The organism is Brucella tritici (assembly GCF_008932285.1).
GTDB classification, from domain to species: domain Bacteria; phylum Pseudomonadota; class Alphaproteobacteria; order Rhizobiales; family Rhizobiaceae; genus Brucella; species Brucella tritici.
The window spans coordinates 158,051-172,514 of sequence record NZ_WBVY01000006.1 but is presented as its reverse complement, the minus strand read 5'-3'; the positions used below and the strand labels follow the sequence as shown (position 1 = coordinate 172,514).

The window sequence follows — 14,464 nt, the reverse complement described above, 5'->3', positions numbered from 1 at the left end:
GGGCTTTTTGTTTAATGCGATTGCGGAGCGGGATGTGCCTCGGCTGGCGGCTCATCCGGCTTGTGCTCCGGCTCCTTGATCCGGAACCAGGCGACATAAAGCGCCGGCAGGAACAGGAGCGTGATCGCCGTGCCCGCTATGATACCGCCCATCATGGCGTAGGCCATCGGCCCCCAGAACACTTCACGCGCAATGGGAATCAGCGCCAGACTTGCCGCCGCCGCCGTCAGCGCGATGGGTCGCATACGGTGCTGGCTGGCTTGTGTCACCGCATCCCATGGATGCATACCCTCGGTGATATGTTCCTCGACCTGCACGATCAGAATGACCGAGTTTCGGATGAGAATACCGACCAATGCCAGCACGCCGAGGATAGCCACGAAACCAAGCGGCTTGCCGCTTGGTAGCAGGGCTGCCACCACGCCGATCAGACCGAGCGGCGCCACAGCCACCACAAGGAACAACCGCTGGAAGCTTTGAAGCTGGATCATCAGCACCGTCGCCATGACGAACAGCATCAGCGGAACAACAGCAGCAATCGGTCCCTGGCTCTTGCCGCTTTCCTCCACCGTGCCTGCCGTCTGGATATAGTATCCCGATGGCAGCTTGTCGGCGAAAGTCTTGATTGCTGGCGCCAGATCCTTGACGATCGTGTCCGGCATCGTCTTGTCGATGATGCCAGCAGCGACCGTAATCGTCGGAATGCGCGAACGACGATAGATAACCGGCTGCTCCAGTTCGTACCGGAAATTCGCAATCGCCGCCAAGGGCACCGATGTCCCGTTACCGGTTGCGATCTGAAGGCTTTGCAGCGTATCGATCGAGTCCCGCTCCTGCTTCTGCGCCCGAGCTATGACATCGATCAGATAGATCGAATCCCGCACCTGCGTGATTGTGATCCCGCCAACGATGCCGTTGAGAGTCGTTGCAATATCTTTTGACGAAATGCCGAGCTTTCTTGCCTTGTCCTGCATAACGTCGACGCGAATGACACGCCCCGGTTCGTTCCAGTTATAGTTGACGACACCGAGCCGCTTATCCGCGCTCAGGATACCGGCAAAATCCTGCGCGATGCCACGCAGCTTCTGGATGTCCGGTCCCGAGATACGATACTGCACCGGACGGCCAACCGGCGGTCCAAGCTCCAGATATTTTACATAGACGTCCGTACCGACGTAATCCTTGCGCAGAACCTCGTTGAACTTCTGCTTGAGCCGATCACGCGCTTCGATATCGTTGGCAACGACGACCATCTGCCCGAAATACGGATTTGCAGGCTGCACATCGAAAGAAAGAATGAAGCGGATGGCACCTTCCCCGACATAGGTACTCCAGTGATCTATATCAGGATTGTCTTTGAGCATCGTCGCTTCGAACTTTTCCATCTGTGCTCTGGTATCGGCGATGGAGCTGTTCTGCGGAAGCGTCCAGTCGAGCACCAGTTCCGGACGGTCCGATTCCGGGAAGAACTGTCGTTGGATGAAGCCCATGCCGAAAACCGACACAACAAAGAGCACGATGGTAGTGGCGATGGTGATCCATTTATGCCGCATGGATGCCAGCAGGACCTGCGAGAAGATCATGAAGAAGCGGCTGTGCTTTTCTTCATGCGCCTTCATCTTCTTCGGCAGGAAAGTGACACCCAGCAGAGGCGCAAACAGAACCGCCACGATCCACGAGACAATCAGCGAAACTGCGATCACCACGAACAATGTAAACGTATACTCACCGGCCTGACTGTTGTTCAACCCGATCGGTATGAACCCTGCAATGGTGACGAGCGTGCCCGTCAGCATCGGGAACGCCGTATGCGAATAGACATAGGTTGCGGCCTTGTTGATGGGATCACCGTGCTCAAGCCGCGCCACCATCATTTCAACCGCAATCATCGCATCATCGACCAGCAGGCCCAATGCGATGATAAGCGCGCCAAGCGATACGCGTTGCAGGGAAATATCCATCAGCGACATCGCCAGGAAGGTGATTGCCAGCACCAGCGGGATCGACAGAGAAACAACAAAGCCCGCTCGTACGCCCAGACTGACGAAGCTTACGGCCAAAACGATAACGACGGCCTCGAAGAGCGCTCTGGTAAAGCCCGAAACTGCATCCTTGACGACTTCGGGTTGGTCGGCGACCTTGAATACATTGACGCCAACCGGCAGTTCTGCCGTCACCTCGCTCATCATCTTGTCAAGGGCTGCCCCAAACTCAAGAAGATTGCCATTCGGCTTCATGCCGATGCCAAGCCCAATCGCATCCTGCCCGTTTACCCGGAAAATGGATGCGGGCGGATCGACGTAGCCACGCGTGATCGTCGCGACATCGGAAAGACGGAAGAAGCGATCATTGACGCGCAGGTTCACTGCACGCAGATCGGCTTCCGAATTGAATTGCCCGCTGACGCGCACGCTGATGCGCTCCGGCCCGGCTTCCACGACACCGGAAGGCGTAATGGCGTTCTGGTCCTGCAAGGCTTGCAGGATTGCCTGTTGGTCCAATCCCAGCGCCGCAATCTGGCGTGTCGAAAACTCCAGATAGATCGCCTCGTCCTGCGCACCGATCAACTCGACCTTGCCTGCATTGGGCAGTGTCAGAATTTTGGTCCGCGTGCTCTCGGCATAATCGCGCAACTGCCGCATGGAAAGACCATCCGACGTGAAGGCATAAACGTTGCCGTAAACGTCACCGAACTGGTCGTTGAAATACGGCCCGAGAACGCCCTGCGGCAGCGTATTCTGAATATCGTTCAGAAAATGGCGCACTTCCGTCCAGGATTTTTTGACCTGTTCGGCCCGCGTCGTATCTTTCAGAAACACGAACACGACCGACTTGCCTGCGGTGGTTATGCTGCGCGTATAGTCGAGCGTATCCAGCTCTTCGAGCTTCTTTTCCAGCCGGTCCGTAACCTGATTGAGTGTTTCCTCAACGGAAGCCCCCGGCCAGTTGGCCTGTACGACCATCGTCTTGACGGTGAATTCCGGATCTTCCTCGCGACCGAGATCGATGTAGGAAATCAGGCCTGCCACCAGAAAGACGAGCATGAAATACCAGACGAGGGACCGATGATTCAGAGCCCAGTCAGACAGATTGAAACCCTTCTTCACAGGCCCGTTCCTTTCGCGTCCAGGCGGACTTTCTGTCCTTCCTTCAACTCGTTCACACCGGCAATCGCAACGTAACTGCCGACATCGACACCCCCGGCGACAAAACTGTCGCCGCGTCGTTCGATAACCTGCACATCATGAAGGGAAACCGTCTGCTTGTGCGGGTCGATGACCCAGATGCCAGTCTTGCCGTTTTCATCACGCAGGGCCTGAATTGGCATCGTCACAAGGTTCTGTTCGGGTGCAGCCATGGCTGCCCGGATCGTAGCGCCAAGGCGAAAGCCTTCCGGCGGATTATCGAGAGCAATTCTGACGCGCCGCGTGCGCGTCTGTGCATCTGCCTGGGGCGCAACCTCGCGCACCGTTCCCTGTCCCGTCACTTTCGGATCGGCCTGAAGCTGTACATTGAATGGCGTACCCGGCTCAAAATACTGCGTCATGCTGTCAGGAATATCGAGCACGGCTTCGCGGATATCGGGACGCGCGACCGTCATTACGGTCTGCCCCGCCGCAACCACCTGCCCGACTTCAGCATTCGTTGCCGAAATGACGCCGTCGTAATCCGGGCGTAACACGGCATAGCTACGCTGGTCCTGCGCCTTTTTCAGCCCCGCCTGAGCCTTTTCCAGCCCCGCCTCGGCGCTGTCGCGCGCCTGTTTCGCCGCATCGTAATCGGCTTGCGAGACATTATTGCCCTTGAGGAGGATACGCTGGCGCTCCTCGCTTGCCGAGGCATTGGCAAATTGCGCTTCGGCGCTCGCCAGATCGGCCCGTGCCGACTGAACGGCAAGATCGAGATTGGACGGATCGACCATCGCAACCATCTCGCCCTTCTTCACGAGATCGCCCACCTGAACGGGACGATTGATAATCCGCCCGAGCACACGGAACGCAAGATCGGTGGAATAACGCGGCTCTATCGTACCTGCAAAACCCGTCTGCGTTACAGGCTTGGGTTCAACCACCATATACAGAACCGGGCGCGCAATGTCCGTATCCGCTTGTTTGTCTTCTTCCTTGCCGCAGGCGCTGAGCAGAACCGCTGCGCCAAGCATGACGACATAGCCCATTGACCGGACCGCACGAAACTGGATTGCCGTCTTCATTGTGCAACGAGCCCTTCCTGTTCCTGCACGACATCAGCCGGTTCGCCGGAACGCAGCATCTGTGCGCCTTTGGTGACGATCAGCTCGCCCTCCTGCAGGCCACCCTCAACGAGCAGCCTCCCCTTTTCGTAGGCAAGCACTTTTATCGGAACCAGCGTTGCCACCTTGGAATCCTTCGATAGCCTCCAGACAGCCGTGCGTCCTGCATCCGAAGTCATCGCGCTCCACGGCAGCACCACGACTTTCACGCTGTCCATATGCACCGTCCCCGTCACCGTGGCTCCGAGTGCCATCTGCGGTGGCGTTTGCGCTATTCCCACCTTCACCCGCACGGTGCCCGTCTGCGCATCCACCACCGGCGAAATTTCGCGGATCTTGCCTTCGGCGCTGATCGAAGCATCGGACAGAAGCGCAATCGTTACGCCCATACCGATCTTGGCATGGTTGACCAGCGTTTCCTGCACATCGAAGATCGCGTCACGCGGACCATCCTCGGCAATAGAAAACGCTGTCTGCGCCGCCTGCACCACTTGCCCGGCCTCGACGTTGCGCGCGGTAATCACGCCTGAAACAGGCGCCTGCAATTCGGTGTAGGACAACTGGTCGCGCGCATCCTTGAGCTGGCTTTCGGCGCTTGCAAGAGCGCTCTGCGTCGTCTGCAGGTTCTGGTTTGCCTGGTCATAGGTGCTGCGCGTCGTGAAGCCTTGCGCCAGCAAGGCCTTTTGCCGCACAAAATTGGCCTGTGCCTGTACGAGTTGCGCCTGCGCGGCGTCCCTTGTGGCTTGCGCAACGCGCAGATTGGCCTGCTGTTCAACATCGTCGATACTGGCGAGAGGCTGGCCCTTTTCCACATGCTGGCCGATCTCGACCAGACGCTGCACGACCTGACCGTTCAAACGGAACGAAACATTGACGAGAGAACGCGCCGCTATCGCACCGGATAATGTGAGTTTCGGCTGGTAATCGCTTGCGACCGCCTTGACCACCGCCACCGGTACGACATTAAGCTGGTCCGCCCGCACAGGAGACACGATGCCCGGCACAAGCAGCCCCAGACAGACAAGGAGCATACCCCGCTTTCCAAAACGGGAAGCCGCGAGCTGGCTCGCAACGCGCCTCCATCCATTCTGGAAACCGTAAATGATTGATTTTACTGCCATTTACACGATTCTCACTGGTTCGGTTCTGTTGAGAATGCAACTAAAGCCATGCAGAGAAAAGCGGCGTTGTAAAAGATGTTGAATCATAGTTATCGCTGTTAAAATCTTTTCGAAAATGTTCACACAAAACAATTGACAGGCTTTGCCCCTTACGGGAGCGTATATAAATAGAAATATAGAGATATATTGATATTCAATAATATTGGCTGCTGCGAACAGCTTTCTAAAGCTTTGCCTCCTCGACAAGTCTCTGCCCAGCGGCATTCAATTCATAACGCGTGCGTTGCGTGCGCGGATCGCGCTGCCTGATCCGCACATAACCATGATCTTGCCCGAGCACTGAAATTTCCCGCAGCACCAGCGCGTGCGCAACACCCAATAACCGCGCAAAAGTTCGGCTGTCTGACGCTATACCCAGCGCCAGCGCGGCGACAATCCCGGCGCCAAGCCCGGTGAGATTGCGGGACGCCGTCATGAGAGCGTCAACGAACGCCATATATTCCGCCTCGCCCTCATCCATCATGCGGCAGCCGATTTAAGAGGACGGAATGAAACAATCACCGATTTCGAGGTCGGCGTGTAGCTTTCATCACCCGAACTGGCGAGTGGCACCAGCACATTCATTTCCGGATAGTAGCCTGCAATACAGCCGCGCGGGATGTCGTAGGGCACAAAGCGGAAATCGCGGGCAATACGCTCCACGCCATCGTCGAATTCGCCGACAATATCAGCCCGGTCACCGGCCTCGACACCGATATCGGCCATATCGGCGGCATTCATGAAGACGACCTGCCGTTCTCCATAAACACCACGATAGCGATCATCCATGCCATAGATGGTCGTATTATACTGGTCGTGGCTGCGGAATGTTTGCAGCACATAACGCCCCGGTATACCGCGTGCCTGCTGATGCTCGACGGCTTCCGGCAGGCCCCCGGTCCAGAATGTGGCCTTGCCCTTCGTCGTATTCCATTCCAGCTCGCGGGCGGAATTACGCAAATGGAAGCCGCGGGGAACCCGCACACGCATATTGAAATCATAGAAGTCCGGCAGCACACGGGCGATATGGTTGCGGATAAGATCGTAGTCGTCGGCAAGCTCCAGCCAGTCGACCGGCTGTGGCCCAAGCGTCGCCTGCGCCATACCCGCAATGATCGTCACTTCCGAGCGCAGATGCGCAGATGCAGGCGCATTGATGCCGCCTGAACCGTGCACCATGCTCATGGAATCCTCAACCGTCACGATCTGCGCCACACCTCTGGAATTGAGGTCGATCTCCGTGCGGCCAAGGCAAGGCAGAATGAAAGATTCCCGCCCCGGCACCAGATGCGAATGGTTGAGCTTGGTTGCGATATGGACCGTCAGCCCCTGGCCGGAAAGCGCTTTGGAAATAAGCGGGCTATCCGGCGTGGCCCGGGCAAAATTGCCGCCAAGGCCGATAAATGCCTGAGCAGACCCGTCGAGCATGGCACCAATGGCACCCAGAACATTGTGTCCCGGCTCACGAGGAACATCAAAGCCGAATTCCTTTTCCAGAGCATCGAGAAATGCGACCGGAGGCCGTTCATTGATGCCGACGGTCCGATCCCCCTGCACGTTTGAATGGCCGCGCACCGGACACAGCCCAGCGCCGGGCCTGCCAATATTGCCGCGCAGCAGCATGAAGTTGGTGATTTCGCGGATCGTGATGACGGAATGGCGGTGCTGGGTGATGCCCATCGCCCAGGTGCAGATGACCCGTTCCGATTCCATATAGATTTTTGCCGCGCGTTCCAGCGACGACCGGAGAAGTCCCGATTGGTCCTCGATCTCTTCCCACGATGTCGCGTCAACAACGGCCCGATAGGCTTCCAGTTCCGCCGTATGCGTGCTGAGAAATTCCCGGTCGAGGATGGAGGGCTTGCCTTCGGCCAGCGCCGCATCGTCCGCCGCGAAAACCGCCTTGGCCATACCACGGAAAGCGGCAAGATCGCCGCCAAGGCGCGGCTGGAAATAATCGCTCGCTATGGCTTCGCTGCCGCCATGCAGCATTTCAAGCTTGTTCTGCGGATCGGCGAACCGCTCCAGCCCGCGTTCGCGGATCGGATTGAAAACGACAATGCGCGCACCGCGCTCAGCGGCACGACGCAGATCGCCCAACATGCGCGGATGGTTGGTGCCCGGATTCTGGCCGACGACAAAAATGGCATCGGCCATTTCGAAATCTTCCAGCAGGACGGTCCCCTTGCCGACGCCAACCGACTGCTTCAGCGCAACACCGCTAGCCTCGTGGCACATATTAGAGCAGTCGGGGAAATTGTTGGTCCCATAGGCGCGCACAAACAACTGATAGAGAAACGCTGCCTCATTCGAGGCACGACCCGACGTATAGAACTCAACCCGGTTCGGGCTGTCGAAACTCTTGAGAATATCACCGATAGTCCTGAACGCCTCATCCCATTCGATGGCTTCATACTGATCGGTCGAGGCATTGTACCGCATCGGATGGGTCAGGCGACCCGTATTCTCCAGATCGTAATCCGTCCAGCTACGCAGCTGCGAAACCGTATGTTCGCGGAAGAAGGCAGGCGTCGTGCGCCGGTCGGTTGCCTCCCAGGCGACAGCCTTCACGCCATTCTCGCAAAATTCGAAGGAAGAGCCATGTTCCGGATCACCCCAGGCGCAACCGGGGCAATCGAACCCGTCAGGCTGGTTTGCCTTGAGAAGCGTGCGCGCACCGGAGAGCGGAGCGCCGCTTGCAAGCAGTTGCTTGCCGCAGCTTTTCAATGCGCCCCATCCGCCTGCTGCAGCGGATCGCTTGCCAATGAAACCGGTTTTGGTGGCCTTGCTCATCCGTTACCCTCTAACCCAGTTGCGAGCCCGCCTTCTTCAGTTGGCATAAACTTGCCTTGGGCGGGTGCCAATATCATAAGTGGAATTGCCTGGTCCTTCAATTAACCGCGAGGCAATTGTTATTCGATACTTGTTCGCACTTGATTTCAGTCGCGCGATCCGTCATGCGATTGGTCAAGAAAAATTACCACAAGGGGTGGGATAGATGCCCAACATCGTTGAAATCGCCGATCTGAAGCGGCTTGCCCAGCGCCGCGTCCCCAAGATGTTCTTTGATTACGCGGATTCTGGCGCCTGGACCGAGTCGACCTATCGCGCCAACGAAGACGACTTCAAGAAGATCAAATTGCGCCAGCGCGTCCTCGTCGACATGACGAACCGTTCGCTCGAAACAACAATGATCGGTGAAAAAGTGTCGATGCCGGTGGCGCTCGCCCCGACTGGCCTGACAGGCATGCAGCATGCCGACGGCGAAATGCTCGCCGCGCAGGCGGCAGAAGCCTTCGGCGTTCCCTTCACCCTTTCGACCATGAGCATCTGTTCCATCGAAGATGTCGCTTCGGTCACCAAGAAGCCGTTCTGGTTCCAGCTCTACGTGATGAAGGACCGCGACTTCGTGAAGAATCTGATCGGTCGCGCCAAGGCCGCCGGTTGCTCGGCATTGGTACTGACACTCGATCTTCAGATTCTCGGCCAGCGCCACAAGGATATCCGCAACGGCCTTTCCGCCCCGCCGAAATTCACCCCGAAGCATATCTGGCAGATGGCAACCCGCCCCGGCTGGTGCCTTGGCATGATGGGCACGCAGCGCCGCACGTTCCGCAACATCGCCGGTCACGCCAAGAATGTTACCGACCTTTCCTCGCTCTCCTCCTGGACGGCGGAACAGTTCGATCCGCAGCTCAACTGGAACGACGTGGCCTGGATCAAGGAACAATGGGGTGGCAAGCTCATCCTCAAGGGCATTCTCGATGCCGAAGACGCCAGGATGGCGGCAAAGTCAGGTGCAGACGCAATCATCGTGTCAAACCACGGTGGACGTCAGCTCGATGGCGCACCGTCTTCAATCTCCATGCTGCAGCCGATCGTTGACGCTGTCGGCGACAAGATCGAAGTGCATGTCGATGGCGGTATCCGTTCCGGTCAGGATGTGCTTAAAGCCCGCGCGCTCGGTGCGCAGGGTGTGTTCATCGGCCGTCCGTTCCTCTATGGCCTCGGTGCGATGGGCAAGGATGGCGTAACGCTGGCGCTTGAAATCATCCGCAAGGAACTGGATGTCACGATGGCGCTCTGCGGCAAACGCGATATCAACGATATCGACAAGTCGATCATCCATTCCATAAATTTTTGAGCCATAAACTTTTGACAATGTCCAGAGCCGGCCCCGTGTCGGCTCCTGTACTTTAGCAATTACTTGAATAATATCGCGCCATACGCGAGTACCGGTGAATGATGCACCGCAAGGTTACTTAAAAATAACCAAGTGTTAAACATATCTCTTTACCATGTTCGGCAGTACGGCTCGTGGCCGTTTTTCTGTTCGGATTTGGAGTGGGAACCGATGAAGTGCACTTCCGCCATTGCCATCGTGGCTATCAGTCTGATGGCGGGATCAGGAGCGGCATTTGCCGCCGATATAATTGCAGACCCTGTCATTGAGCCCATGCCGGAACCGGTTAATTCCTCCGGCTGGTATATTCGTGGCGACCTCGGTTACAATTTCAAATCGAGCACGGATGGCGACTGGAGCTTCTGGAACCAGTACGATCCGCCCTATCGCGGCATTGACGATACGCTGCGCTACGACGATTTCAGCCTCAAGGCAGGCGCGACTTACGGCGTGGGTGTCGGTTACCGCTTTACCGACATGTTCCGCGCCGATGCCACGCTCGACTTCTTCCGCGCGGGCATCAACGGGCGCACCGCCTGCCCAAGCTATGTGAAATCCAGCAAAGGCTTCAACCCGGTTGAGGATAATTGCAACTACGAGGATTCGTCCACGGCCAATATCTGGACGGCCATGGCCAACGCCTATGTTGACCTGCCGCGTGTTGGAGCAGTCACGCCTTATCTGGGTGCCGGTCTGGGCGCTGCCTATGTCAAATATGATAACTGGAAATCCCATGAAGTCTGCGCTGGCTGCACCTATTCCAGCGAAAAGGACGGGTTGGACAGTTGGCGCTTTGCAATGGCTCTCATGGCCGGTGTCAGCTACGATCTGACCGAGCAACTCAAGCTTGATGTCGGTTATCGTTATATGCGCATCAATGGCGGCAAAGCCTATGGTTTCGACGCAGCAGATCGCAGCACCAACCCTTACGGCAATGCTGAAGGACCGGGCGCCACCGGAACACAGGCCAAGGACAACGGCTTCAACATGCACACAATTCGTGCCGGTCTTCGTTACGAATTCCGTTAAACACAGTGATCTTTCGAATAGAAAGCCCGGTCAATACCGGGCTTTTTTCATTTCAGCTGCGTGAAGTCGGCGCTTTTGACAGAAGCACTGTGCGGATGGCAAAACTGGAATGGATGCGCGCAACACCGGGCAATCGCGACAGGATTTCCTTGTGAATAATCTCATAGGCTGCGGCATTTTCCGCTTCGACGCGCAGAATATAATCCGCGTCGCCTGTCATGAGATAGCATTCCTGTACTTCCGGGTGCCGCCGCACGGCCTCCTCGAAACGGTTCAGGAATTCCTCCGTCTGGCGGTCGAGCGTAATACGCACGATGGCGACCAGCCGCTCGTCACCATCGGATGAGCCGACGATGGCCGTGTAGCCACGAATGACCCCACTTTCCTCCAATATCTGCACCCTCCGCAGACAGGCGGACTGCGAAAGCCCCACTTCGCCGGCAAGATGACTGTTGGTCATACGCCCGTCCCGGCGCAGGCAGCGGATGATATTGCGGTCGATACCGTCGAGCGTTGGCATGAATAATCTTCAACCTGAAAGCTAAAATATGCGCAAGATGTGCGAAAATTCGCATAATATGCGACAAATAGCAAAAACATTCGAATAGTCTTCGACTAATATGCGGGCAAGCTTTGGGAGTGAGGAGTCACAAGGTTTCTCAACCAAGGCTTATATGCTTTGGGCGGCAGGCGATCCATATCGACAACGACGTTCCAAGCGTTCTCGTAGAGTAGTGAGCAGTTTGGAAAGAGCCGTGTAAATGGTTGATATGTCGATGCAATTTTCACAGGATGAGCGCGATCTTGCTGCCGGTGGCGTATTGACCATCGACCTGTCGGCGCTGCGCCACAATTATTCGGCCATTGCCCGTCATATAGCGCCCACCCGCGCCGCAGCCGTCGTCAAGGCCGATGCCTACGGGCTCGGCGCCAGCCGTGTCGCGCCTGCCTTTTACGATGCCGGTTGCCGTGATTTCTTCGTCGCTCATCTCGGCGAAGCCATTGCGCTGAAGCCGTTTCTCAAGCCCGATGCGACCCTTTACGTCCTGAATGGTCTTCAGCCGGGAACAGAAGAAGCCTGCGCCCGCGAAGGCATTGTGCCAGTACTCAACTCGCTGGAACAGATTGAAAACTGGGCGACGCTCGCCGCCAGACAAGGCAAGAAGCTGCCCGCCCTGCTCCAGCTCGATACCGGCATGTCGCGTCTCGGCCTGTCGCCGAAGGAATTCGAGCGCCTTCTGGAAAGTTCAGCTCTTCTGGGCAACATCGACATCAAATTTATCATCAGCCATCTGGCAAGCGGTGATGAGCCGGAAAATGCGGCAAATGCCCGTCAGCTTGCCAATATGACCGCCCTGCTTGCGCGTCTGCCAAAATTGCCGGTCGCCTTTGCCAATTCCGGCGGCAGCTTCCTCGACAAGACCTATCATTTCGACCTCGCCCGCCCCGGCGTCGCGCTCTATGGCGTTGGACCTAAAAGCGAGATCGTTCCTGTCCTCACCCTTTCGGCGCGCGTCATTCAGGTGCGCGACATCGGCGCGGGCGCGGCGGTTGGCTATGGCGGCACCTATATCGCCGAAGGTCCAATGCGGGTGGCCACAATTGCCGTCGGCTATGCCGATGGCTGGTTCCGTTCTCTCAGCAACAAGGGCGCGGCCTTCTTTGGTGATACGCGCCTGCCAATCATCGGACGTGTATCGATGGACTCGATCACGCTCGACGTCAGCGCATTGCCGGAAGGCACGCTGAAACTCGGCAGCCTTGTGGAGCTGATTGGTCCGCATCAGCGTCTCGAAGACGTGGCGCGCGACTGCGACACCATTCCCTATGAAATTCTGACTGCGCTCGGCAACCGTTATGCACGTGTCTACGTGGAGAGCGGCGCGAGCGGCATAAAAGCATAAGACAAGAGGCGAACATGCAGATCACCATCCTCGGCAGCGGCGTTATTGGCGTTACGACCGCTTATTACCTCGCCAAGCTCGGCCATGAGGTAACCGTTGTCGACCGCGAAGAAGGCCCGGCACTGGAAACAAGCTTTGCCAACGCAGGTCAGGTTTCGCCAGGCTATGCCTCGCCATGGGCCGCACCCGGCATTCCGTTCAAGGCTGCGAAATGGCTGTTCCAGAAGCACGCGCCGCTCATCCTGCGCCCAACCTGCGACCCGGCTCAATATAGCTGGCTCATGCAGATGCTCGCGAATTGCACCGACAGCCGCTACAAGGTCAACAAGACCCGCATGGTACGCGTTGCCGAATATGCGCGCGATTGCCTTGTCGACCTGCGCAAGGAAACCGGCATCGAATACGACCAGCGCATGCAGGGCACGCTCCAGCTCTTCCGCGAGCAGTACCAGCTTGACGGCATCGGCAAGGATATTGAAGTGCTGCGTCAGGACGGCGTGCCGTTTGAAGTCCTCGACCGTGAGGGCTGCGCCAAGGTGGAACCGGCACTTGCCCGCGTAAAGGACAAATTCGTTGGCGGCTTGCGTCTGCCGCACGATGAAACCGGCGACTGCTTCAAGTTCACCAACGCTCTGGCAAAGATCGCCGAAGGGCTCGGTGTCAAATTCCGCTTCGGCGTCAACATCAAGTCGTTGCTGATGTCCGGCGGCAAGGTTTCCGGCGTCGAGACCTCCGAGGGCGTTCTGACCGCCGACCGTTATGTCGTTGCGCTTGGCAGCTACACGCCAGCGCTCGTCAAATCGCTTGGCCTCAACGCCCCTATCTATCCGGTGAAAGGCTACTCCATCACCGCGCCGATCATCGATGAGGATCGCGCTCCGGTTTCGACAGTTCTCGATGAAAGCTACAAGATCGCCATCACCCGGCTTGGCGACCGCATCCGCGTCGGCGGCATGGCGGAAGTCTCGGGCTTCACCAAGGACCTGCCCGCCGCGCGGCGTGCGACGCTTGATCTGTCGGTGACCGACCTGTTCCCCGGCGGCGACCTGAAAGCAGCAACCTTCTGGTCCGGCCTGCGCCCGATGACGCCGGATTCCACGCCGATCATCGGTGCAACGCGCTACGACAACGTGTTCATCAATGCTGGTCATGGAACGCTCGGCTGGACCATGTCGTGCGGCTCCGGCAAATTGCTCGCCGACCTTATTTCCGGCAACAAGCCGGATATCCGGGCCGACGATCTCGGCATCTCCCGCTACGAATAAGAACACATGCACGAAATTGAATCGCCTTTCCGAGGCGATTCAAAAGCTCGGTGGCGTGCAGGCGCTGACGATTTCGCATGGCACCGGCCCGACGCAACGGAACCGGTGCGGCAGCTTGCTGGAAAAATAATAGGCGTCGCCCGGCCCCAGAATGCGGCGCTCACTGCCGACAGTCACTTCGATGCGACCCGAAATGACGATGCCGCCTTCCTCCCCCTCGTGCATCAAAAGCACTTTTCCCGTGTCGGAACCCGGCTCATAACGCTCCTTCAGTATCTGTAATGAGCGCGAAAACAGATGGTCGCCCACCTGACGATAGGAAATCGAACCCTTGCCAATTTCCACCAGCTCCTCAGCCTGATAGAATACCTTATGCGGCGCATCCGGTTCGAGCGCGAAAAACTCGGCCATGCCGATGGGAATACCGTCGAGAATGCGCTTCAATGCGCCAACGGACGGATTGGACTGATTGGCCTCGATCAGCGATACGGTGGAGTTGGTCACGCCTGCTCTTTTGGCAAGCTCGCGCTGCGACAGATTCTGCCGCATGCGCACATAACGAAGCCTCCCGCCGATATCGATGCTCATCGAACCTTCCCCTTCTGTTTATGATGTTCGATATAGCACAAACTTGATAATTATCCCACATAAAAACAATAGCTTAATATTTT

Annotated in this window: 11 protein-coding genes; 4 read left to right on the top strand and 7 right to left on the bottom strand. The window is 57.3% G+C overall.

The genetic code is table 11. The annotated features are described in order from the left end of the window. Window positions 1-11 precede the first annotated feature (11 nt). From F9K94_RS20920 to F9K94_RS20900, 5 genes are all read right to left on the bottom strand, one after another. Window positions 12-3,107 carry an efflux RND transporter permease subunit gene (locus F9K94_RS20920; RefSeq protein ID WP_151648189.1) on the bottom strand — a complete coding sequence of 1,032 codons (3,096 nt, stop codon included), beginning with the start codon at window positions 3,105-3,107 and terminating at the stop codon, window positions 12-14. Next, window positions 3,104-4,213: an efflux RND transporter periplasmic adaptor subunit gene (locus F9K94_RS20915; protein WP_151648187.1), complete on the bottom strand. Its 1,110-nt coding sequence runs from the start codon at window positions 4,211-4,213 to the stop codon at window positions 3,104-3,106. Before F9K94_RS20915 ends, F9K94_RS20920 begins: the two co-directional genes overlap by 4 nt. After that, window positions 4,210-5,283, bottom strand: coding sequence for an efflux RND transporter periplasmic adaptor subunit (locus F9K94_RS20910; RefSeq protein WP_151648237.1), 1,074 nt, complete (start codon window positions 5,281-5,283; stop codon window positions 4,210-4,212). The genes F9K94_RS20915 and F9K94_RS20910 overlap by 4 nt, the downstream gene beginning before the upstream one ends. 313 nt (window positions 5,284-5,596) lie before the next feature. After that, window positions 5,597-5,896 carry a hypothetical protein gene (locus tag F9K94_RS20905; RefSeq protein ID WP_151648186.1) on the bottom strand — a complete coding sequence of 100 codons (300 nt, stop codon included), beginning with the start codon at window positions 5,894-5,896 and terminating at the stop codon, window positions 5,597-5,599. After that, complete coding sequence (locus tag F9K94_RS20900; protein ID WP_151648185.1) at window positions 5,893-8,205, bottom strand: FdhF/YdeP family oxidoreductase; 2,313 nt, start codon at window positions 8,203-8,205, stop codon at window positions 5,893-5,895. Before F9K94_RS20900 ends, F9K94_RS20905 begins: the two co-directional genes overlap by 4 nt. 205 nt (window positions 8,206-8,410) lie before the next feature. Here F9K94_RS20900 and F9K94_RS20895 point away from each other — a divergent pair, with 205 nt between their 5' ends. Further along, window positions 8,411-9,556, top strand: coding sequence for an alpha-hydroxy acid oxidase (locus tag F9K94_RS20895; protein ID WP_061345830.1), 1,146 nt, complete (start codon window positions 8,411-8,413; stop codon window positions 9,554-9,556). Between the two features lie 210 nt (window positions 9,557-9,766). Further along, window positions 9,767-10,624 carry an outer membrane protein gene (locus F9K94_RS20890; RefSeq protein ID WP_061345829.1) on the top strand — a complete coding sequence of 286 codons (858 nt, stop codon included), beginning with the start codon at window positions 9,767-9,769 and terminating at the stop codon, window positions 10,622-10,624. Window positions 10,625-10,676: 52 nt separating this feature from the next. Here F9K94_RS20890 and F9K94_RS20885 read toward each other — a convergent pair whose 3' ends face one another. After that, entirely contained in the window at window positions 10,677-11,144 is a 468-nt protein-coding gene (locus F9K94_RS20885; protein ID WP_151648184.1) for an Lrp/AsnC family transcriptional regulator, read from the bottom strand. A 241-nt stretch (window positions 11,145-11,385) separates the two neighbouring features. Between F9K94_RS20885 and alr the strand changes: the two genes are divergently transcribed. After that, a complete protein-coding gene (gene alr, locus F9K94_RS20880; protein ID WP_151648183.1) occupies window positions 11,386-12,528 on the top strand; it encodes an alanine racemase in 1,143 nt (380 codons plus the stop codon). Window positions 12,529-12,542: 14 nt separating this feature from the next. Next, entirely contained in the window at window positions 12,543-13,793 is a 1,251-nt protein-coding gene (locus F9K94_RS20875) for a D-amino acid dehydrogenase (protein ID WP_061345826.1), read from the top strand. A 39-nt stretch (window positions 13,794-13,832) separates the two neighbouring features. On the opposite strand, the gene F9K94_RS20870 is transcribed toward F9K94_RS20875, so the two are convergent. Beyond that, window positions 13,833-14,381: a cupin domain-containing protein gene (locus tag F9K94_RS20870; protein ID WP_151648182.1), complete on the bottom strand. Its 549-nt coding sequence runs from the start codon at window positions 14,379-14,381 to the stop codon at window positions 13,833-13,835. Between the last annotated feature and the right edge of the window lie 83 nt (window positions 14,382-14,464).

What these genes read in the sequence shown, in the direction of transcription:
- F9K94_RS20905 (WP_151648186.1), bottom strand. Translation starts at nt 5,896, where the DNA reads ATGATGGATGAGGGCGAGGCGGAATATATGGCGTTCGTTGACGCTCTC.
- F9K94_RS20870 (WP_151648182.1), bottom strand. Translation starts at nt 14,381, where the DNA reads ATGAGCATCGATATCGGCGGGAGGCTTCGTTATGTGCGCATGCGGCAG.
- alr (WP_151648183.1), top strand. Translation starts at nt 11,386, where the DNA reads ATGGTTGATATGTCGATGCAATTTTCACAGGATGAGCGCGATCTTGCT.
- F9K94_RS20875 (WP_061345826.1), top strand. Translation starts at nt 12,543, where the DNA reads ATGCAGATCACCATCCTCGGCAGCGGCGTTATTGGCGTTACGACCGCT.
- F9K94_RS20885 (WP_151648184.1), bottom strand. Translation starts at nt 11,144, where the DNA reads ATGCCAACGCTCGACGGTATCGACCGCAATATCATCCGCTGCCTGCGC.
- F9K94_RS20915 (WP_151648187.1), bottom strand. Translation starts at nt 4,213, where the DNA reads ATGAAGACGGCAATCCAGTTTCGTGCGGTCCGGTCAATGGGCTATGTC.
- F9K94_RS20890 (WP_061345829.1), top strand. Translation starts at nt 9,767, where the DNA reads ATGAAGTGCACTTCCGCCATTGCCATCGTGGCTATCAGTCTGATGGCG.
- F9K94_RS20895 (WP_061345830.1), top strand. Translation starts at nt 8,411, where the DNA reads ATGCCCAACATCGTTGAAATCGCCGATCTGAAGCGGCTTGCCCAGCGC.
- F9K94_RS20910 (WP_151648237.1), bottom strand. Translation starts at nt 5,283, where the DNA reads ATGCTCCTTGTCTGTCTGGGGCTGCTTGTGCCGGGCATCGTGTCTCCT.
- F9K94_RS20900 (WP_151648185.1), bottom strand. Translation starts at nt 8,205, where the DNA reads ATGAGCAAGGCCACCAAAACCGGTTTCATTGGCAAGCGATCCGCTGCA.